This is a genomic window from Mesorhizobium onobrychidis, from assembly GCF_024707545.1.
Classification (GTDB): Bacteria; Pseudomonadota; Alphaproteobacteria; order Rhizobiales; family Rhizobiaceae; genus Mesorhizobium; species Mesorhizobium onobrychidis.
Window position 1 is genome coordinate 3,808,517 of the sequence record NZ_CP062229.1, and the last position, 19,431, is coordinate 3,827,947.

20 protein-coding genes and 1 pseudogene are annotated in these 19,431 nt (G+C 59.6%); 14 read left to right on the forward strand and 7 right to left on the reverse strand.

Annotated elements, in window-relative coordinates; genetic code table 11:
- Positions 1–83: 83 nt before the first annotated feature.
- The gene (locus tag IHQ72_RS18890) at positions 84–557 is read right to left on the reverse strand and encodes a hypothetical protein (protein ID WP_258116471.1); all 474 of its coding nucleotides are present in this window, start codon (positions 555–557) and stop codon (positions 84–86) included.
- A gap of 432 nt (positions 558–989) precedes the next feature.
- Entirely contained in the window at positions 990–1,220 is a 231-nt protein-coding gene (locus IHQ72_RS18895) for a hypothetical protein (RefSeq protein ID WP_258116472.1), read from the reverse strand.
- Positions 1,221–1,488: 268 nt separating this feature from the next.
- Here IHQ72_RS18895 and IHQ72_RS18900 point away from each other — a divergent pair, with 268 nt between their 5' ends.
- Both IHQ72_RS18900 and IHQ72_RS18905 read left to right on the forward strand, forming a co-directional pair.
- Positions 1,489–1,794, forward strand: a complete 306-nt coding sequence (locus IHQ72_RS18900) for a hypothetical protein (protein ID WP_258116474.1) — start codon at positions 1,489–1,491, stop codon at positions 1,792–1,794.
- 154 nt (positions 1,795–1,948) lie between these two features.
- Positions 1,949–2,335 carry a KTSC domain-containing protein gene (locus IHQ72_RS18905; RefSeq protein WP_258116476.1) on the forward strand — a complete coding sequence of 129 codons (387 nt, stop codon included), beginning with the start codon at positions 1,949–1,951 and terminating at the stop codon, positions 2,333–2,335.
- 25 nt (positions 2,336–2,360) lie between these two features.
- Here the strand turns inward: IHQ72_RS18905 and IHQ72_RS18910 are convergent, their stop codons facing one another.
- Positions 2,361–2,702, reverse strand: coding sequence for a low affinity iron permease family protein (locus tag IHQ72_RS18910; protein WP_258116477.1), 342 nt, complete (start codon positions 2,700–2,702; stop codon positions 2,361–2,363).
- A gap of 459 nt (positions 2,703–3,161) precedes the next feature.
- Here IHQ72_RS18910 and IHQ72_RS18915 point away from each other — a divergent pair, with 459 nt between their 5' ends.
- Entirely contained in the window at positions 3,162–3,404 is a 243-nt protein-coding gene (locus IHQ72_RS18915) for a hypothetical protein (protein WP_258116479.1), read from the forward strand.
- Positions 3,405–3,890: 486 nt separating this feature from the next.
- Positions 3,891–4,082, forward strand: coding sequence for a type IV toxin-antitoxin system AbiEi family antitoxin domain-containing protein (locus IHQ72_RS18920; RefSeq protein ID WP_258116480.1), 192 nt, complete (start codon positions 3,891–3,893; stop codon positions 4,080–4,082).
- A gap of 119 nt (positions 4,083–4,201) precedes the next feature.
- Here the strand turns inward: IHQ72_RS18920 and IHQ72_RS18925 are convergent, their stop codons facing one another.
- On the reverse strand, positions 4,202–5,077 hold the full coding sequence (locus tag IHQ72_RS18925; protein WP_258116481.1) for a LysR family transcriptional regulator: 876 nt from the start codon (positions 5,075–5,077) through the stop codon (positions 4,202–4,204).
- A 97-nt stretch (positions 5,078–5,174) separates the two neighbouring features.
- On the opposite strand from IHQ72_RS18925, the gene IHQ72_RS18930 reads away from it, so the two are divergent.
- Genes IHQ72_RS18930 through IHQ72_RS18940 form a run of 3 tightly spaced genes read left to right on the forward strand, consistent with a single transcriptional unit; the run spans position 5,175 to position 8,365 of the window.
- Positions 5,175–6,272 (forward strand): alkene reductase, encoded by a 1,098-nt coding sequence (locus IHQ72_RS18930; RefSeq protein ID WP_258116482.1) that lies wholly within the window; start codon positions 5,175–5,177, stop codon positions 6,270–6,272.
- Positions 6,269–7,237, forward strand: a complete 969-nt coding sequence (locus IHQ72_RS18935) for an SDR family oxidoreductase (RefSeq protein ID WP_258116483.1) — start codon at positions 6,269–6,271, stop codon at positions 7,235–7,237. Before IHQ72_RS18930 ends, IHQ72_RS18935 begins: the two co-directional genes overlap by 4 nt.
- Positions 7,238–7,243: 6 nt before the next feature.
- On the forward strand, positions 7,244–8,365 hold the full coding sequence (locus tag IHQ72_RS18940) for an alpha/beta hydrolase fold domain-containing protein (protein WP_258116484.1): 1,122 nt from the start codon (positions 7,244–7,246) through the stop codon (positions 8,363–8,365).
- 5 nt (positions 8,366–8,370) lie between these two features.
- On the opposite strand, the gene IHQ72_RS18945 is transcribed toward IHQ72_RS18940, so the two are convergent.
- Together IHQ72_RS18945 and IHQ72_RS18950 are read right to left on the reverse strand one after the other, a co-directional pair.
- Positions 8,371–8,832 carry a GFA family protein gene (locus IHQ72_RS18945; RefSeq protein WP_258116485.1) on the reverse strand — a complete coding sequence of 154 codons (462 nt, stop codon included), beginning with the start codon at positions 8,830–8,832 and terminating at the stop codon, positions 8,371–8,373.
- A gap of 41 nt (positions 8,833–8,873) precedes the next feature.
- Complete coding sequence (locus tag IHQ72_RS18950; RefSeq protein WP_258116486.1) at positions 8,874–10,301, reverse strand: coniferyl aldehyde dehydrogenase; 1,428 nt, start codon at positions 10,299–10,301, stop codon at positions 8,874–8,876.
- A 96-nt stretch (positions 10,302–10,397) separates the two neighbouring features.
- Here IHQ72_RS18950 and IHQ72_RS18955 point away from each other — a divergent pair, with 96 nt between their 5' ends.
- The 7 genes and pseudogenes from IHQ72_RS18955 to IHQ72_RS37105 all read left to right on the forward strand — a co-directional run bounded on the left by IHQ72_RS18955 (position 10,398) and on the right by IHQ72_RS37105 (position 16,951).
- Positions 10,398–11,009 carry a TetR/AcrR family transcriptional regulator gene (locus tag IHQ72_RS18955; protein WP_258116487.1) on the forward strand — a complete coding sequence of 204 codons (612 nt, stop codon included), beginning with the start codon at positions 10,398–10,400 and terminating at the stop codon, positions 11,007–11,009.
- 747 nt (positions 11,010–11,756) lie between these two features.
- The gene (locus IHQ72_RS18960; protein WP_258116488.1) at positions 11,757–11,882 is read left to right on the forward strand and encodes a type IV toxin-antitoxin system AbiEi family antitoxin domain-containing protein; all 126 of its coding nucleotides are present in this window, start codon (positions 11,757–11,759) and stop codon (positions 11,880–11,882) included.
- A gap of 873 nt (positions 11,883–12,755) precedes the next feature.
- Positions 12,756–13,580 (forward strand): LssY C-terminal domain-containing protein, encoded by an 825-nt coding sequence (locus tag IHQ72_RS18965; RefSeq protein WP_258116489.1) that lies wholly within the window; start codon positions 12,756–12,758, stop codon positions 13,578–13,580.
- 108 nt (positions 13,581–13,688) lie between these two features.
- Positions 13,689–14,768, forward strand: coding sequence for an AI-2E family transporter (locus IHQ72_RS18970; protein ID WP_258116490.1), 1,080 nt, complete (start codon positions 13,689–13,691; stop codon positions 14,766–14,768).
- 397 nt (positions 14,769–15,165) lie between these two features.
- Complete coding sequence (locus tag IHQ72_RS18975) at positions 15,166–15,417, forward strand: hypothetical protein (RefSeq protein ID WP_258123881.1); 252 nt, start codon at positions 15,166–15,168, stop codon at positions 15,415–15,417.
- A pseudogene (gene cydB / locus IHQ72_RS18980) lies at positions 15,410–16,411 on the forward strand (cytochrome d ubiquinol oxidase subunit II). Before IHQ72_RS18975 ends, cydB begins: the two are co-directional and overlap by 8 nt.
- A gap of 240 nt (positions 16,412–16,651) precedes the next feature.
- Positions 16,652–16,951: a DNA-binding transcriptional response regulator gene (locus IHQ72_RS37105; RefSeq protein ID WP_374120257.1), complete on the forward strand. Its 300-nt coding sequence runs from the start codon at positions 16,652–16,654 to the stop codon at positions 16,949–16,951.
- On the opposite strand, the gene IHQ72_RS18990 is transcribed toward IHQ72_RS37105, so the two are convergent.
- A complete protein-coding gene (locus IHQ72_RS18990; RefSeq protein WP_258116494.1) occupies positions 16,917–18,902 on the reverse strand; it encodes an MASE1 domain-containing protein in 1,986 nt (661 codons plus the stop codon). The two genes, IHQ72_RS37105 and IHQ72_RS18990, sit on opposite strands and share 35 nt — an antisense overlap.
- Positions 18,903–19,431: the final 529 nt, after the last annotated feature.

A 19,431-nucleotide genomic window follows, 5' to 3' on the forward strand; every position in this document is an offset into this window, starting at 1 on the left:
AACCTTTGAGGCATGCCATTGCTGTATGCTGTCATGTTCGAATGCTATCGCGGATTGGAAGCGCACGTCCCAACGTCTGCCTGTCAGTTGATGCCGAGTTTCTCGCCGATGTCGGCGGCGAACTGCTCTTCGGTGTAGGTTGCGGCGAGGCGGGACCCGTCCAGGTCCGCAAGCGCCTCGGCGACAGTTTCGTCAACCGGCGAGAAGAAGCCATTCTGCTTCGTCGCCAGCACGAAGATCTGTTCCTCACCCCTATTGCGGATATCACCGATGTGATGAAGCTGGCGGCCGGTGTTCTGATCTTTCGAGATCACGCGGCCGTTCATGGTAACCTGGATGGTCGGCTTGGCGTCGGCCACAGTCGCAGCACTGCTGCCAACGTGGATGATCAAACCTTTCGCCTTCGGTTGCTGGCGTGGCTTCCTCGAAGCCGAATAGCCGCCGCCGCTTATCTGGTCGGCAAGGCGAACGATTGTCGAGCGATTCTGCTCGATCAGTCTTTTGACCTGCATGTCCTCGCGCCGCGGGCCATCCCGCTTGGAGATGATTTCGACCATGAATCCTCCCAGATTCGCTCAGCGTTGCCGTTGATACGGCTCATTCTTTCAAGCGAACTCTATACCGCCTCGGTGAAGTTCGCCATCTATATCAGATAGCGCCAAAGTTTGGGTCGATGGTAGCAGCCGGCTGCTACGCGGGACTTCCGGTATTCGGACCTCTTGAGCAATGCTCGCGTGTCAGGGCCGTCGAGCGTGAGGCCAGCAAGGCTGGCCTGGTCGACCAGGTGATAGATCGCCTTGGCGTCGGGAGCGGCTTTGGAAGCGCGTCCAGGAACATGCCGGCCCACCGCCCAAGGACATGCCAAAGCGGCCGGCGACGCAGTGGGTCAAACCAGGAATCAAAGCCCGTGGGAGTTATCTCAGGGGCGAGGACGATCTTCGGCACGCTTCGCTGCAGGATTTCTGGGACGAGGGCTAAAGCGGGACATCTCAGATCCCATACCTCATGGCAATGAAGACCACCGGTGCAAGGATCAGGAAGATCGCCATTACTATAATAACGGCAAGGGCCAGGTTCTCTGTTCGCCTGACAATGGCAGCGACCTCATCGTCGCTCGACGAAATGAGATCAAGCACCGAGAAATCTGTTGGGGTTTGATTGTCATTTGCGGGTCGGCTTGCGGCCTCATCGACATTCTGTCTGCTCTGGATAAGGGTCACAGTTCTTTCCGCTGTTAGGGATCTCATATCGGGTGCCCGCCGAGGGGGGGACAAACAGCGGCCACCCGGTGAGCCACCGATGAAGGGACTTTGCTCGGCGGCCCAATACCAATGCATTGGCAAGGTCTTGGTTGCCGGCCCTCAGCCCTCTGTCTTTGACGCAAAGACTTCGGTCTTACCGCATGTGGGACCATAGCCCTGCGGCGGAACTAAGTACCGCCGGTCCCATTTGCCGACCAGTGATAATTCAGAGGTAGGAGAGGTAGCCATGGCTGACGGTCCAACGGTTGTTAACTCAGGCGGAAATGGCGGCGGCACTGCTGTCGCCGTCGTTCTCGCAATTATCGCAATCGTGATCCTGCTGTTGTTCACCGGCGTTATCAACATCCAAGGCGGGGGCGACGGAAAGGACCTCGATGTAAAGGTTGAAGCGCCCAAGGTTGAAGCACCCACGGTCGAAGCGCCCAAGGTCGAAGCGCCAGCCGCGCCCGCTCCGGCAGAGCCGGCCGCACCTGCCCCAGCCGCGCCTGCCCCAGCCGCGCCCGCTCCGGCAGCACCTGCTAACGGCGGCTGAAGGACGCCTTCAGGGGAAAGGTCCGCAACCTACAGCCCCGCTTTGATTTGGTGGGCGATTGTCAGTCGCTTGCGGGGGTGGCCGGCGCCACTTGGGGGGCGTCGGGGTAGATTGCCTGTAGGGCGCCGGCCGGCGGCGTTGGGGTCCGCCGCCGTTGGATACTGCCGAACCTGGCGATTCAAGTAATTCGGTGATCGCGGAAATTCCTGTGCACTGCCGTCGGTCTCGCTTTCCTCATTGGTCGCCGGACCGGCAGATAGGCATTGGTGTCCAGCCACTTGCGCAGCACGATCTGAATGAGGTCCGATCGGCCGATTTTATTTCACCAGCAATGGAGTTGAGTGCGCCCTCGGTTGCCGCCTCCAGCTATCGAGATCTCGGTATGGTTCGTCGCCAGCAACAATCGGTACGAGTTGAGGATGTGCCGGCGGAGACCTTCGCCGAGTTCAAAGCCGCGTTTGCCAAGGGCCAATATTTCAACGAGCACAGCCGCAATCACTTGAGGTATCATTTGGTTGCGACCGATAACGATGCTGCGTAACCTGCCGATCGGTATTCATCGTGTCTCAACGCCTTGGTGAATCGCCTTGCTGTTTCCGCTCGCGTTGGACCTCGATTTCCTCTGGTTCTTTATTGTCGATAGTCGCGGTCTCGCTGTCGGCCTCACTGGCCGCGCGAAGCAGTTCGTCCAGTTTGGCGTGCAGCGCCTGCGTATCGCGATGCTCGGCGCGCTGGATGAACAGCGTCATCGCCCACGTCGCCAGTATCACAATGGCGTGCCAATCGAGGCTATCCCGATCGAAAATTAGCCAGAGGCCGGCATAGGCAAAAAAGATCACAAATGCCTGCGGGCGCGACGTCAGCGTGCCAATGTGTGTGATAGTGCTTCGGACTTGGTGGTTTGCCATGTGCAAGGCCTCCTATGTATCTCCATAGGATAGCGGCTGGTGGTCCGGGGAGTAGTGATACCTGGCCAAGATCGCGCATGTCGAAGTCTTGGCCGCATATGGGGCACTCTAAAAAGTGCTCTGCATCGGGCTTGATCGGCCGATCGTGACCTCTGCCCGGGCATCCAGTGGCTTCGCCCGGAATGGCGACGCTGACGCGATCCTCGGTGACCCGCCTTCGCGCCGTGGCCGTTATCACCACCTCGTCACCAATGCCAATTCCCCGCGCCATGCAGAAGATTTTGGAGCGGCAAGCGGCACGTCAAGCGTTGGCTAATATAGATGAGCCCGCTTCATCCAATCGATGGATGAAGCCCATATGGGCCGATGCTACTTTGATGCATGGCGCGACCATGGCAAGGCCAGGGGCGGCAACCCGGATTTGCTGCCCAAGAAGCCCGCTGGCTCTAGGGGCTAAATATGAGCAAGACGACTCTCATTGCTATCGCTATCCTTGCGATCAGCGTCGGCTACGCCGAAGCCGCGGACCGTAAGGTCGAAACCGCGCCCCTCGGGACGTACGCCAATTCGAAGAACCTGCCGGTTTGCACCGCGTCAAGCTCACTCTTCGAAGTCCTCGGTGACAAGTGTTTTCTCGTCAAAGGTTCGATGATCTATGGCGACATCGCCGAGCTTTCCCAGATAATCACTTTGGGCTGGTAGCCCGAGCAACAACGGCGCTAGACGCCAATCTTCCGCAGCCTTACGCCGACACCACTGCTATCGGCCGTGCCGTTGATCGAACTGCTGGAGACCGACAGCGGCACGATTGAGCCGGCCATGAATAGGATCGTCGCCCGCCAGCGAATTCCCCCTCATGAAAAAGTCTGATCGCGAGATTGATTTGGTTTAAAGCCGCTTCCTTGCGCGTGAATCGCAAGAGTTTTTCCAGGGGCGGTGGGGGACGCGGCGATCTTGTCGTCGACATCTGCGACTTCCCCTGACTCAGCATCTGTAGCCCGGTATGTAGCCCAGCAGTGAGCATACGCCGATTGGCGTACCCTGCATCGATACCTAAGTGTTTGAAAATATTGGCTCCCCGAGCTGAATGGAACTGCGAACTTTGAGTCGCCGATCGCTCTCAAACCTACGCCAGGGCCAACCAAGCGGATTCGCAAGCGCGATCGCGATCGCGCGAAGAGGATTAGATTGGCGGGCGGGCCTAGGCCAACGCTGAGGGAACGCGCGGTGGCGCTCGCCCTGGAGAAGGGCGAGGTTCGGGCGAAGGAACTGACCGACATCGGCGTTCCTCGCTGCTACCTAGCCCGCATGTGCGACGAGGGCTTGCTCATCAAAGTCGCCTATGGGCGCTATCGAGCGGCCCTTCCTAAGGCAGCTTGATTCCGGTCTTTCGGAATGAATGACGTAGCAAGGGGAGCGGGCGCGCAGTGGGTCCTGTGACCGACGCTCTAGATCAGCTCGCACGCCCCATGCCGAAGAGGTGAGAGCCGCCCGCATTTTCAAGCTTCCATCAGCGTGGAGGACAGGAATTCGATGAACCGCTGGGTCTTGGCTGGAATAAGGCGAGTTTCGGTGACGGCGTAAATGCTGACCGTCGACCCCTGCCATTCGGGCAGGATGCGTCGGAGCCGGCCAGTGGCCAAGTCTTCGGCGACGATCTTCTCGGGAAGCAGGGCGATGCCCTGGTGGTTGACCGCCAGGGCGCGGATCATCCCGACGCTGTTGAGCGTGAAGCGACCGCGAACGGCGACATCGACCTTGTTCATCTCCTGGTGCAAAGTCCAGGTCGGGCTCCGCAGCATGCCGATGCATTCATGCTTCGCCAGTTCCGCAGGTGTGGCGGGCTCGCCTGACGCTTCGATATAGCCAGGAGACGCGTAGAGGTGGCGCGAATGCCGCCCGATCAGGCGAGTGATCAGACTGGAATCTTCCAGCTTGCCTATGCGGATCGCCACATCGAACGGCTCGGCGACCAGATCGACACGGCGTGGGGTCAGGTCGAATTCAAACGTGATGCCGGGATAATGCCGCGCGAAATCGCCGATGATCGGCGTGAGGTAAAAAGTAGCGAGGTCGACCGGGAGCGAAACCCGCAGGACGCCGCTGGGCTGCTCAAGCATCGCGCCGAGCTGTTCGTGCGCGAGCCGTGCCTCGTCGACGATTCGCTTGCTCCGTTCAAAATAAAGCTGACCGGCCTCGGTGAGCTCGATCTTGCGCGTTGTGCGATGAAGGAGCCTCAAGCCGATCGCCTTCTCCAGCTCGCTGATACGCCGCGACAGAGTGGAGTTTGGCATGCCGAGAGCCTCCGCAGCCTTCCGAAAGCTCCTGGCTCTGGCCACCTCCACGAACAGCGCCATGTCGTTCAAATGGCTCACCGGATTGATCCATAGATGGAATACTGATTTCAATCCTACGGGATTTATCCCGTGAGTGGAATAGCGGACAAGGACTCCAGCAAAATGGAGGTCCCCAATGAGTGCGCTGTTCACCCCTGTCCGCGTCGGCCGCTACACGCTGCCGAACCGCCTCGTCATGGCCCCGATGACCCGCAGCCGCGCCGGCTTCGACGGTACGCCTGGCGCGCTGGCCGCCGAATATTATGCCCAGCGCGCCGGCGTCGGCTTGATCGTCACCGAAGGCACCCAGCCCTCGGATGACGGCCAGGGCTATCTCACCACCCCCGGCATCTACACGCCCGCACACATCGCCGGCTGGCGGAAGATCACCTCCGCCGTGCACGACAAAGGCGGCCACATCTTCATCCAGCTCATGCACGCCGGACGCATGTCGCATTCCGACAACACGCCGCATCACCGCCAGGGTGTCGCGCCGTCCGCGATCGCGCCGGGGACCGGCATGTTCACGGCGACCGGGATGCAGGACATTCCCACGCCGCGCGCGCTGACGACCGAAGAGGTGCGCCAGACCGTCGCCGACTTCCGCCATGCGGCGCGTTCGGCGATCGAGGCCGGTGCCGACGGCGTCGAGATTCACGGCGCGAACGCCTACCTCGTCCAGCAGTTCTTCGCGCTGAGCGCCAACACGCGCACGGACGAATATGGCGGCTCCATCGAGAACCGCGCCCGCTTCGCGATCGAGGTCGCCACGGCGATCGCCGAGGAGATCGGCGCGGACCGCACCGCGATCCGCCTGTCCCCCGGCACGATCATGTGGGGGATCGACGAAGGCGCCGAGGGGCCGGATCTCTACCGGCACCTCGTGGCCGAACTTGATAAGCTCGGGCTCGCCTATCTGCACGTCATGCACCAGGGCGACGAGCCGTTGCTGACCGATATTCGCAAGCTCTGGCACCAATCGCTGATCCTCAACCGGCCGGGGCGTCCGCGCGACCAGATCGGCGCCGACGTGGCTTCGGGACTGGCCGATCTGGAAGCCTATGGCCAGATGGTTCTGGCCAATCCGGACTTCATCGTGCGGCTGAAGGGCAATGCAGCGATGAACGAGGCAGACCACGACACCTTCTTCGGCGGCACTGCACAGGGCTACATCGATTACCCCGTCCTGAGCGCTCGAGCCGATACCAGTTCACGACCGGAGATTTTAAATTGACCCAATCACCGCATGCCTCGACTGCCTCGGATAAGAAGGCACTTGCCGAGACCAGAAGCTCAAGCGCGACGGCGAAAAAGAAGGTCCTGGTCGTCGGCGCCACAGGGTTCCTCGGAGCCAAGATTCTCCGCAACCTGGCGCATGCTGCGAATGCGACCGTCGTTGCGATGTCGCGTAAAGGCGCGCCCTCAAATGAGAGCGCCGATGTCGAATGGGTGCGCGGCGACCTGATGGATCCAGCTTCATTGGATCGTGCTTTGCAGGGCGTGGACGTCGTCGTCAGCTCGGCCAACAGTTACATGAAGGGAAGCCTCGACACGGATTTCCAGGGCAACAAGAATCTTATAGAGGCGGCAGCGAGAGCCAATGTCAGCCGATTTGTCTTTCTTAGCATCGTCAGCTGCGAGGCTGTGTCAGCAGTGCCGCATTTCCACGCCAAGAAAGTGGCCGAGGATCTGATCAAGGCCTCCGGTGTGCCATATGTATTTGTCCGCGCGCCCACATTTCTCGATCAAAGCTCAGACATCATTGCGAAGGGTGTGAAAGCTGGCCGGTTCCTGACGTTGGGCGATAAGACCACGAGATGGTCCTATGTGCTGACAGATGATCTGGCCTCATATCTAGCCAAAGCCGCGACGTTTCCTGGTAGTGAGATCAACAACCAAACGATCGATGTCGGCTGGCGCGATGGCCCCAAGAGCCAGCAAGAGATCGCCGATCTCGTCTCCGAGGTTGTCAAGAAAAGTCTCAAGGTGCGGGTTGTGCCGTGGCTGGTTTTCCGCGTGCTCGCACGCCCGGTAAAGCTGTTTTCCGAGCTTGGGTATGATCTGATCCAGATGTTCCTGTTCTTCAAGAAGGGCGTCTATGTTTCGAACATTTCGAAGCAAGAGCACTTCTTTGGACCCGCGCCTTCACCCCGAGATGCGATCACGCGATGGACGAAAAGTCAGCATCTAATTTCGTGATGCATAATGGGCCGGCATTTCAAGAGTATCGAGATGGGGGCAGCTGTCTTTCAGCCAAATCAGAGAACGATGGGTGAAGGGCACATGGTGAGTGATCCGACAGCGCTTAAAACGCCAGAGCAGGTGATCCCCGTGCCGACGACTTTAAGTCCGCAGGCCCAAACCTATTTGACGCAGAGAACCGCTCAGCTGGCCGCCTCCGGTCAGACGCACGTAGAGCCGCAAGAGCTCTCGGAACTTGTAGATCCCATGGTTAACATGATGCGGCCGCTCGCAGCCGGGTTCCAGGGATCGGCGACGGTGATTGCGTTGCCGAGCGGCGCAGAACTCCACCGAGCCAAACCGGAGGGAACCAGGGGACGCCGCGCGGAAGTAGCTTACTTCGACATCCATGGCGGCGGCTTCGTCGTCGGCGGTGGCGAGATGTGCGCTCTGACCGCGAAGCTGGAGGCCGCCGATTACGGTGCGGAAGTATTCTCGGTCGACTACAGGATGCTCCCTGATCATCCTTATCCGGCTGCCCTGGACGATTGCCTTGAGGCATATACCGAGATCCTGAAGAGTTATCCGCCATCGGCATTGGTTGTAGCGGGCACCTCAGCTGGAGGAAATCTCGCTGCGGCCCTGTCGCTCCGCGCCCGCGACGAGGGCTTGCCGCTTCCCACGGGCCTGTTCCTGTTCACCCCCGCGCTCGATCTCACGCTCGCAGGCGACAGCCACCAGACGAACCGCTTCCTCGACGTGAACCTCTACGGCGGCGTGGACTACATTCGCAGCTACGCCGGCGCGGAGGTTCTCGAACATCCCCATGTCTCTCCCCTGTTCGGAAACGTCGAGTTGGGCTGGCCCCAGACGCTTCTGGCGACGGAACACGCGACCTGCTTCTGTCCGATACGGTGCGCATGCACCGAGCCCTTCGGAATGCAGGCGCGACGGCCGAACTCCACGTTATCGAAGCTGGTCCTCACGGCGGATTCCTGGGAGCTTCCCCAGAAGACGCCGAGATCATGGCGGAGGCTCGTCGGTTCACCTATTTGGCCTGGGGCGTTCCGACCTGATGTAGGGGCATCGTTAGATAGCCGAGATCGTTCCAACTCGGGTCGCATGCTTGCCAAATGGATCGACTAGCCATTTCACAGGCCACTCATGATCAGTTTCCCGACCGCCAGCTCGCTCGGCAAATAGCCGCTGTATTTGGGCACGCTATCGGGCATGTCCAGCACACGACGGTGATAGAATATGTCGATCCGAACCGGCGGCAGCCGGGCCTCGGGCTCGAAGTTGGCCGCCGGAATGAACATCACCTTGAACGGCCCGACGCCCGCAACCTCCACAACCGGCTTGCCGCAGGTCCTGCAGACCCCGCGATTGAAGTTCGGCGGCGGGCGGTATTTCCTGAATGAGATATTGCCGGCGTTTTTCAGCACGACATCCTTGGCGCGAACGGCGACCACATCCGCAAACGGTTTGCCGTTGAACGCCTGGCAGATCAGGCAGTGGCACCGGAACCTGGCTTTCGGCGAGGTCTGTACCTCGAACGAGCAGGCGCCGCATTCGCATGAGCCGGGTAGCGGCAACGACGTGTCGGTGGTCATGTGCTGATGCTCCCCAGCTTGATTTGATGTCGGCATGCTGGTCACCGGAGCATCATGTCGAGGATGGTATCGATCGGCGGTCTGAAGGGCGCGCGCAGAAGGTTGGAGAGGTTCCACCGGCCCTGCTCATAGATTCCCTTGGCATGGCTGAGCGTACGGAAGCCTTCGATGCCATGGTACGCCCCCATGCCGCTGGGACCGACACCGCCGAAAGGCAAGTCATCCTGGGCGATGTGCATGATTGTGCCGTTGATGGTGACGTTGCCGGAGGTCGTTCGGCTCAGCACCTCGCGCCGGTTTTCGTCATCGGCGCCGAAATAGTAGAGCGCGAGCGGCCGGGGCCGGGCGTTCACATAGGCAATCGCTTCTTCGATGTCGCGGTAGGGAAAAACCGGCAGCACCGGGCCGAAGATTTCCTCATGAGCGATGCGCATGTCGTCTGTGACGCCGAGCACGACGGTTGGCGCCAGCGTGTTGGGGCGACGGGACGCCTCGCTGGACCGGTTGCCGACCTCGATGATCTGCGCTCCTTTGGAGCGGGCATCGTCGATAAGGCTCTGGAGCCGGGCATAGTGCCGCTCGTTGATGATCGAGGTGTAATGCTCGCTCGTCGGGCCGTCGGCATAGAAGGACGCCACCTTCCGATCATATGCCTTGACGAATGCGTCAACCTCGCTTTCGTGAACGAGTGCGTAGTCCGGGGCGATGCAGGTTTGTCCGGCGCTGAGCAGCTTTCCATAGACGATTGACGCCGCCGCCTGGTCGAGGGTGTGGCCCTTGGCAACGATGCTGGGCGACTTGCCCCCGAGCTCGAGGGTAACCGGAACGAGGTTGTCGCTTGCGGCCTTCATCACCGATCGTCCTACGGCAGTGCTCCCGGTGAAAACCAGGTGGTCGAACGGGAAGGCTGAGAAAGCCGTCCCCACCGCCGCATCGCCAGTGACCATCGCGAACTGATCTTCGGAAAAGATCTCGCCGAGCATCTTTGCGAGCAGCGCATTGGTGGCGGGCGTGAACTGCGAGGGTTTCAGCATCACCCGGTTTCCGGCGGCGATGGCCGTTACGGCCGGCAACAGCGCGAGGTTCACCGGATAGTTCCACGGCGACATCACGCCGACGACACCAAGCGGCTGGTATTCGATGCGGGCGCTGCCCATTCGCATATGCAGGGCGACGTGGCGGCGGGTCGGCACCATGAATTTGCGAAGGTTGCGGATCAGATACTTTGTGCCCTCGGCGCCCCCTCCGACCTCCATAATCGCCGTCTCGTACCTCGAGCGATGCCCGAAATCGGTATTGATGGCGTCCTCGATCGCTTTGCGGTGCCCGACGATCGCGGCCCTGAACCTGGTCAGATCAGCGCGTCGCTGCGCCAGCGAAGGCGCTCCGTCACGCAGGAAGGCAGCACGCTGGCTGGCGAGGAGACTGCCCAGCCGATCAGCGTCGGTGATGTTTGCCGTGGCGCTCATGGTCCACTCCGATGTAGACGGAAGAAACTTAAGCCTTGACTTAGGCGCCTAAGTAGTCACTGTCAACAATGTAATCACAAGAAACTTTGAGGTACCATGCAGGACGCACCCAATCGCCCCTATCACCACGGCGATCTCCGTCGCGCGGTTATCGAGACGGCGTTGGATATGCTTCGGGAGGAGAAGGGCTGGCAGTTCACGCTGCGGGAAGTCGCTCGCCGGGCTGGCGTAAGCCACGCGGCACCCTACAAGCACTTTCCCGACAAAGCCGCGCTGCTTGCGGAGCTCGCCATGATCGGCTTCGACCGGCTGCGGGAGTCCCTATCGGCCGCCAAGCCCAAGGCGGCCAAAACTCTGCGCGACGAAATCACTCCGGTAGCTCATGCCTTCGTCGCGTTCGGAACGGACAACCCGGCTCTCTACCGCCTGATGTTCAGCGCAGGGGAGGAGAAAGCCGCAGGAATGCATCTCAATGAGCGGGCGCTCGCGGTCTTCGATGTGGCGCTCGAAATCCTGCGGCGCGGCCAGGCCGCGGGGAGCATTCGCAAGCGGCCGATAGAAGGTCAGGCGGCAGCCTGGTGGGGGCTCATCCACGGTATGACCATGCTTGCGATCGATGGGCTCTTGGTGCCCGAGAAAGTCGGATCAGCCCCCTTGGATGCGGCCTTGAGCACGCTGGTGGAAGGGCTGGGGAACCCAGCAACATGACGTTCCGGATGCTGTTCAGTCGACCTGTTCAATCTGCGGGCCTGGTTCGACCGGCGCAGCCGGCGTGCAATCCTGCCCCTTGCATTCCTCGACAGGGTTATCGGCTGGTGGAAGGCAGTTTTGGCCTTCGCAATGAACTGCCGGCTCCGGCGCTTCTACATGGTTAGGCGGAACGAGCTGATCCTCAGCGCGAACGGCCGGCATTGCTACGCTGATCATGCCCGTGCACAAGAGCGCAATCCCAAGCAATTTCATTTTCGCCTCCCTGTCTGGCAGCGAGCTGTACCCTACACTTTCAAGCTGCGGCCGAATCCTCTAAGCCGCGAACGACGTTAACACCGGGTTTCAGTGCTGGCCGGAAGGGAGCGGGCCGAATGATCAGCCTGTCGCATGTCGGACGCAGGCCGGATAGGCGGCTGCGGTCGATGCGGTGGGTCGGGCGGATCAGCGGCACATCGGCGAGGGACGCTTGGATTGGCCGGATCGGCCTACAGACTTTCGCCACGTACGAAAGCGGCTCTGGAGTGGAACCGCGTGTAAGCGGCGTTCGCAATTTTGATCTGAAGTGGCTCCCCGGGCTGAACGAAACTGCGAACTACGAACTGCCGATCCCCCTCGAAACTACGCCACAGCCCACTATCAAGATTCGGAAGCGCGACCGCGAGCGCGCTGAGCGCACCCGATTGGCCGGCGGGCCGAAGCCATCCCTCAGAGCGCGCTGTCGCACTCGTACGCGAAAAGGGTGAAGTGCGAACGTGCGATCTAACCGACATTGGAATTCCCCGCTGTTATCTGGCCCGCATGTGCGATGAGGGTCTGCTCGTCAAGGTCGGCTACGGCATTTATCGCGCCGCCGATCAGGAGGCGGCATGATCCGATCTTGGCCAATTCCCGGAGAATGGCAATGTCTGCAGCGGTTCGATCGCGCGAATAGAGGTTATGGCGGGGAATCGGCGACACGGCGCTGAAAATCCATGTCGAATAAAATGATGCGGCGGGTTCTGGGCATCCGTTTCATCCAGCACCGGAGTGTTATTTCACGACCCACACACCCAACAGGGTGCAGCGTATGTGTCGAGAGGCCTCGCCGAGTTCATTTACGCGGGTTGCCATCGCCCCCAACAGGCGACTGGTGCCTTCGTGGCGCAGATCGTGGAAATACAAATCATCGATATTCATTCCCGGAAGGCGCGTCGGAATGCGGTTCCAGATGATTTGCCATTATAGGGAAGGATGGACCTTCGTCCGCAGTGGCCAAACGCTGTTCTTCGATTATGTTCCTGCCAAACTTGATGACTTGCTCGCGATTGAGGTCGGCCAGGCAGGTTCTCGCCTACAACATGAAGCGGATGATCAACATCTTCGGCGTCAAACGACTCATGCAGACCATTGCCGCCTAATCAGAACCAGCCACCGGCCCGCATCCAAAACCTGCCTGCGAACCCGTCGTCCCGAACGATGTGCGCGCAGCCGCGTTTTCACACGGTCTCGGTCAAAGCGGTCATTCGCCAACGTCTGTTTCGCGCCCAAAAAATGCCTTCCACCGACGTTTGCATACGAATGGACCGGCCGCGCGGTTCGGGACCAACAAGACCTTTGCCGATAGCACTTCCCCAAAGAGCAATATCGTGACGACGAAACGTGAGGTAGAAATGGCCTGACGGCGGCTATGCTCAATCGGCAGAATCCGGGCACGAACCGCGAAGTCGACGCCGAGGTCGTTGGCGCCATACGGGACAATGAATTTTGAGGACACTTACGCGGTTATTCCAGAGATTTCTCATCGTCTGTCTGGGAGTAGTCAGCGTTTGGCTCATAGTCTTTATCGTTTTCGATACTGCGGACCACAGACTTCCATGGGTCCTAGCCGTAGGTCTTACCTACGGGCTTGCTGCCTATGTCATTTTGCCAAACGTAGTCCGAATGGGCCTTAAGGTTCTGCACCGGAGACTCATTCCTAGATACTCAATCACCGGAGACGGCTTGCCCGGCGATCCAGTAAATCTAGTCCTGATCGGGACCCGTCAACAACTCTGCGATGCATTTGCAGCAGCGGGCTGGTCAACGGCTGATCGTTTGGGGGTTGCAAGCTCGTGGTGGATGGTACGAGCGTTCCTGCTCAACTCTTCGTATCCCACTGCCCCATTCAGCACGCTCTATCTCTTTGGACGAAGGCAGGACATAGGTTTTCAACAGCCCATCAACGACAGTCCGCGCAAGCGCCATCATATCCGCTTCTGGGCGCTGAGCCTCTCCCACTCGAGCGACGATATCACGGCAGCAAGCTTCTGGCTGAATACGGATAGACCGCCGACCGATCAGCGTGTCCTGTGGGTCGGGGCGGGCACCAGAGATACCGGATTATCGCTAACCAGGCTGACGCTCCAAGTGACACACGCTACCGATTCAGACACGAATGCTGAACGAGACTACATAGTCACCCAGCTGAAGACGAAGCGGGTGATCGGGGATGTCGTATTGCACCAGTCCGGTTCACGTCTGCAGACCGGAAAGGTCAACCATTACATTACCGATGGTGAGATCGCCTTCGCCAGCTTGATAGAGAATTGACAAAGGAAGATCTATACCGTCGCCCCTCCATTGGATCCGAGGACACGTGCGCCGAGATCAACAAGTGGCCGACAGTTGAGCTCGAAACGGGATGTGGGGAGAAGGTCGATGAGAATTGCGCAACCAGCTACGTTCTGGATTGGGGTTTCCGCAGTCGCCTTGGTTGCGCTGGTGCTGTTGCGCGAAATCCTGCTGCCATTTGTCATAGGCACATTGCTCGCCTATCTCCTCGTTCCGGCGGTCGACAGGTTGGAGCGGTTCGGGATCAATCGAACCCTTGCAGCACTAGCCGTCTTCTTGCCGCTGATCGTGGGTATTATCGGGGTAATGTTGGTCATGCTCCCGGTAATTATTGGCGAACTCAGATTTTTTGTTGAGGAGTTTCCCCGCTACATCACGCGTCTGCAGTCCCTTGCGACCGATGCAAGTGGCCCCTGGATGCGTAGTGTCATGGGTGAGAATCTTCACATCGAGCAATCGTCTGTCGATGTCGTGAGGACGGTGGGCAGCAAATGGCTCGACGGCGTCGTTACCTCGCTATGGTCGAGCGGAAGAGCCTTGATTTCCCTTCTTTCCCTGCTCGTTGTCACGCCAATCATCGCCATCTATCTCGCGATCGACTGGCATCGAATGATTGCAACGGTCGATGGCTGGTTTGCTCCGGAGTACCGCGACGATATTCGGGCGCTGGGGCGCGAAATGCACGATACTGTTGCCGGCTTCGTGCGCGGTCAGGTCGTCATCTGCCTCGTTCTTGCCGTCATTTATGCCGCTGCTTTGAAGCTGACCGGACTCAACCATGCCATTTTGATCGGCATCACTGCAGGCCTCATCAGTTTCGTTCCCTATCTCGGGGCAGCCACCGGTATCTTGGTGTCCGTATGCGTTGCGGTGGACCAGTTCTGGCCCGATTGGGCACCTGTCGCTGTTGTGGGGGGCATCTTCATCGTTGGTGAAATGCTTGCCGACTATGTGCTGTCGCCGCGCCTCATCGGTCGTCGCGTCAACCTCAATCCAGTCTGGATGATGTTTGCGCTGTTCGCCTTTGGGTGGCTGTTTGGCTTCATCGGTGTCTTGCTAGCGATACCAATCGCGGCTTCGCTAGGTGTTATCCTGCGCTTCGCGAGGCGGAAATCTCTAGCAAGCGCGGGTCACGACGTTTCAGCCGGTTCTAGCACGGAACAGTGACAAGACCGAAACTGGTGCCAGCTGTGTGGGTGCAGATTATGCACCGAACTCTGCAGGCGCGTTTGGCCTTCGAGAAATCAACCTACGGCCTTGCTACCAGTGCGCCGCCAGTAGCGAAGGTGAACGCGCCACACAGAAATCTCGCCGACTCCCCAAAGAACAATATCGCCATCCGAAAACGCTCCATAAGCTCCCGTTGCGTCAACTGACTATGTAACCGAAGACTTTCCGCAGCTTAAGGAGCACTGGACTTGCCAGCGAGCGGCGATCGGCGCTGGAAACGACCCGCTGGTTCCTGTGGGCCACGTTCTTGTCATTCCCGACCGGATTCATCGCGGTTCTGAGTGGCTGATATACCGCCGAGGTCGGCCAGCAGCCTTGGGTTGTTTACGGCCTCCTGAGGACTAGCGACGCAGTAACGCCATCGCTGACAACCCGTGACGTGGTCATTTCACTCACGGTCTATGCGGTAGTCTACGCGCTCTTCGCAGGTTTCGGCATCTTCTACATTTACAAGCTTCTCCGCGAAGGCCCGACCCTCGCTGCAGAGGCGATTCCGAATGCGACCGCGAGCCGACCGTTGGCGTTCGCCGACATAGCGGTCAGTGCGACCGGCGCCCAGACTGGACACGGAGACGGTCATGGTTGAGCCGAGTACGCTTGCCCTGTTTTGGGCCGGGGTTATCGCTGCTGCGATCCTGATTTATGTGATCCTCGACGGCTTCGACATTGGCGTTGGTATTCTATTTGGCACCACGCGGGATGAGACGAAACGCAGGCAGATGATGTCCAGCCTTGCACCATTCTGGGATGGCAACGAGACCTGGCTGGTGGTGATCGGTGCAAGTCTCTTCGCCGCCTTTCCTGCCGCATATGCCGTGTTTTTGGGGGCCTTCTACCTGCCAGTATTGCTGATGCTCGTCGGGCTGATCTTTCGCGGCATCGCGTTCGAGTTCCGCTATCGGAGTCAAAGGATGCGACGCTTCTGGGACGCCGGATTTACCTTCGGTTCTATACTGGTTGCATTTGTCCAGGGAGCGGCTGTTGGCGCAATGATGCGCGGAGTTTCGGTCGAGGGCATGCAATACGCAGGCGACGCGTTTGCCTGGCTCCATCCTTTCTCAGTTTTGACCGGGATCGGGTTGATGCTTGGTTACGCGTTGCTTGGCGCTTGCTGGATCGTCATGAAGACCGAGGGTCATCTGCAGGACTGGGCCTATTCGCGTATCCCATGGCTGGTCGCAGGGGTGTTCGCGGCACTTGCTGTGGCCTTCATAACATCGCTGACGTTCGATGCCGGGGCTATTGCATAGAGCAATCTGCAACGCCGCCACTGGGGGCTTATATTTCCGCTGCTAAGCGTTGCCGCCCTGCTGGGCGTACTCGTCAGCGGGCGGGCGCGGCACAACACTGTTCCCTTTGCGATGACGGCGGCGTTTTTTTGTACAGCATTTCTGACACTTGGCGTGATGTTCTGGCCTTACCTCATCCCCTACGCCGTCACCGTAGCCGAAGCTGCCGCCCCGGAAAATTCGCTGCTGTTTTTCTTCTACGGTGGAATTGTCGTCCTGCCTGTCATCGTCGCCTATACGATCGGCGTCTACGTGGTATTCCGCGGCAAGATTGGGCGTGTCGATACGTGAGCGCGGTTCTCGCAAAGCTGAAGTCAAGCCGGTCGAGCCGACGTATTCCTTGAAAGCCGAAACTCCAGTTTGGAGGAAATTACCTGTGGCAGGTCAGTAACGTTCAGGATAGAGGTAGGCCCAATGTAATGTGTTGAGGAGCCGGTGACTTCACCCAGCCACCGCGACCCGCCCACAGCCGGGTCGTTGACGGGCGTGCGTATCCTCTTGGTTGAGGATTCCTGGCACCTCGCAAGAGCTATGACGAGGCTGCTTAACGCGTTGGGAGCTGACCTAGCCGGGCCCGTTGCAACCGCAGCCGACGCCGAGCGCCTGATCTCCGAACGCCGCCCTGATGTAGCGCTCGTCGACTTTAGCCTCCGAGACGGCGAGCCCGCTCATGACCTGATCGACCGTCTGCAAGATCAAGGGATCAGTGTTATCGTCATTACCGGCTACGAGGTCGTTCCGCTAGCACCGGGCAAGGTTGAAGCTATCTTGCAAAAACCCGTCAGCGCGGCACATCTTATTGCAACGGTGCGTCAAGTGACGTCGCGCTAGCTGCTGGATGGCCGGAAGTGTCTCCCTTTATGTCTGTCACGGTCACGGCCTTGACAGGAAACTCAATTCTGCAGCAAACGCCGTCGGATGCAAATACGAGGTCGACCGAACCGCCGAGCTCGTGAGGGATAAGATCACGAATGAGGCTGACGCCGTATCCGCATTGCGGCGAAGCCGCAATTGCGGGGCCGCCAATCTCACGCCATACGATCGACAGGTTTGTCGCATTCTCGCTAGGCCCGCGGTTACAGACCACCTCCACCCGCCCATTTCTGGTCGACAGTGCGCCGTACTTCGCAGCGTTCGTTACCAGCTCGTGGAGCACCATCGCCAACCCCTGGGTCTCCGCGACCGTGAGTGTGAAGTTGGAGCCACGGATCGTTGTGTTTGCGTCCGTCGCGTAGGGCGCAAGCTGATGGCGGACAAGGTCCATGAGGTCAACGCCGTGCCAACGATTCTGGCTGAGTAGCGAGTGGGCGGCGGCCATGGATTGAATGCGCCTATCGAGTGCTTGAATGTATTCGTCCAGCGAACCACTGCCCGGGCGCGTATCCGTGATGACGACGGAAACGCGTGCCAGCAAGTTCTTGACGCGATGATCCAGTTCGGCGACCAACAGGCCTTGGTGCTCCTCAGACCGCTTGCGCTCGGTGACGTCAACAGTGAGGCCCTTGAGGCGTACAAGGCGCCCCATTGCGTCGAACTCGGCCTTGGCCACTTCCTCTAGCCAGACTTCCCAACCGTCGCGGCGCTTGAAGCGGAATGTGACGGTATACCTGGGGCTCTCGGGGCGGACGCCGTGGACGAGCGCTTTGAAGCGCCCGCGGTCGTCCGGATGGACTCTCGAGAGAAAGTTACTGGCGGTCAGCGTTTGCCGCGGCTCATAATCCAGGATCTGCGCAGCGTTTGCGCTGCGCTGCGACGAGCCCGTCCGGACATCCCAAACGAACGCCGTGACCGCCCCTGCCGTCAGCGCCTCTTGCAAGCGGGCACCGCTCTCCATGAGCGCGGCCTCGTGCTGACGCAGTTCGGCGAACAGCGCAGCAAGGACGTATGCGCAGAGCGCAACCACCAGGATGCCGGCTTGAGCGGCAAGGATGCGGTCCGCAATCGGGAGATCCGGGTCGCCGAAATGGCCAATTCCAAACGTCGTCGTCCACACTATCGCAACGGCGACAATGAACGCCGCTGCCGAAGCGAAGATCGGCCGGCAGCGGGCCGCTATCCACAAGATTAATGGGAATAGCAGCGCGATCGGCACTACTGTTTTCCAAGGCTCCGGTGGTAGGGAAATGACGACGAGGCTCATCGCGGCTACCGCCGCTAGAGCCAAAAGACCTTCGATTGCCTCGCTTTGCGGCGGCGGCTCACGTGTTGCTGAGGCGAGGCCGATCACCAGCGGCGCAGTCGTGACGATGCCAAGCGCGTCGGATAAGAACCAGTTTTGCCAAATGGCAAAAATCGACGTCGTCGCACCATAGAACAAAGTGAACCCCAAGCTCCCGCCGATCCCAGAGGCAGCGGCACCGACGATCGCCGCCCCTAACAGTCCCAGCACGTTGCGCAGGCGGTTGAGACTCACTCCGGAACCGAAGTAGCGCTCGATCAGACTAGCTGTAAGCAGGGCTTCCACCCCATTGCATACGGCGAAGACGGTGGCGCTCCCGAGGTTTCGGTCACCCAAGAGATTGGCCACGATGGTGGCGATCATCGTCCCAACCACAACCCCCAATCGCGCACCTGGCCCAAGGGCGATCAACGCGCCCGCGGCAATACCAGCGGCTGGCCAGAACACGGCCACGCCATCAGGAGTGAGTAGGGAAAGGCTTAACTGTGCCGCCGCGAAATAGGCGATACCGACGACAACAGCGAGCCAAATTGAGCTCATCCACTGCCGGCTCTGGTCGGCGGCATCGGAACCTTGAGCTTGGACTCGTAGATGCTGCAGCATGTCACCGCCTCAGTCACATTGTCATAAATAGCACAGGATGTGTGATGCGAGTCGATCTCCAGTCTCATGGTCATGGTGCAGCTGGAGGTGGGCTTGATCGCTGCTGTGTAGTTTTGGGATCGGAATGTCCGGATCGGCCAAATCTTCCGGTTCTCGTGTTGGAAGGTTTCGCCGGCCGAATCCCTGGGACGGCTCGTTTCGGCGCAATCGCGCCGGGAGCATGTCTTTTCACGATGTCGCCGCCGAACTTACGATGAGGGCTTTGCAGACCTAGGCGAAGGCAAGGCGCCACGCTAACTTACCCTGACTTCGATAGGCATCTCTGCTGTTTGCAACCATTTTAGCAGAAGCGAACCAAATTGAAGCGTAAGGAAACATCGCACACTGCGCGCAGGATCGCGCCGTATCGTAGAAAAGGCGGTGGCTCCCCGGGCCGGATTCGAACCAGCGACCAACCGGTTAACAGAGGGTTGCCTTAGCATCTCTCTGCAATGCCGTGCGACAGGCTGAAACGGCAGCAACCCTTATC

What these genes read in the sequence shown, in the direction of transcription:
- IHQ72_RS18955 (WP_258116487.1), top strand. Translation starts at nt 10,398, where the DNA reads ATGCAGGACGCACCCAATCGCCCCTATCACCACGGCGATCTCCGTCGC.
- IHQ72_RS18910 (WP_258116477.1), bottom strand. Translation starts at nt 2,702, where the DNA reads ATGGCAAACCACCAAGTCCGAAGCACTATCACACACATTGGCACGCTG.
- IHQ72_RS37105 (WP_374120257.1), top strand. Translation starts at nt 16,652, where the DNA reads ATGACGAGGCTGCTTAACGCGTTGGGAGCTGACCTAGCCGGGCCCGTT.
- IHQ72_RS18930 (WP_258116482.1), top strand. Translation starts at nt 5,175, where the DNA reads ATGAGTGCGCTGTTCACCCCTGTCCGCGTCGGCCGCTACACGCTGCCG.
- IHQ72_RS18990 (WP_258116494.1), bottom strand. Translation starts at nt 18,902, where the DNA reads ATGCTGCAGCATCTACGAGTCCAAGCTCAAGGTTCCGATGCCGCCGAC.
- IHQ72_RS18890 (WP_258116471.1), bottom strand. Translation starts at nt 557, where the DNA reads ATGGTCGAAATCATCTCCAAGCGGGATGGCCCGCGGCGCGAGGACATG.
- IHQ72_RS18970 (WP_258116490.1), top strand. Translation starts at nt 13,689, where the DNA reads ATGAGAATTGCGCAACCAGCTACGTTCTGGATTGGGGTTTCCGCAGTC.
- IHQ72_RS18945 (WP_258116485.1), bottom strand. Translation starts at nt 8,832, where the DNA reads ATGACCACCGACACGTCGTTGCCGCTACCCGGCTCATGCGAATGCGGC.
- IHQ72_RS18950 (WP_258116486.1), bottom strand. Translation starts at nt 10,301, where the DNA reads ATGAGCGCCACGGCAAACATCACCGACGCTGATCGGCTGGGCAGTCTC.
- IHQ72_RS18940 (WP_258116484.1), top strand. Translation starts at nt 7,244, where the DNA reads ATGGGCCGGCATTTCAAGAGTATCGAGATGGGGGCAGCTGTCTTTCAG.
- IHQ72_RS18900 (WP_258116474.1), top strand. Translation starts at nt 1,489, where the DNA reads ATGGCTGACGGTCCAACGGTTGTTAACTCAGGCGGAAATGGCGGCGGC.
- IHQ72_RS18915 (WP_258116479.1), top strand. Translation starts at nt 3,162, where the DNA reads ATGAGCAAGACGACTCTCATTGCTATCGCTATCCTTGCGATCAGCGTC.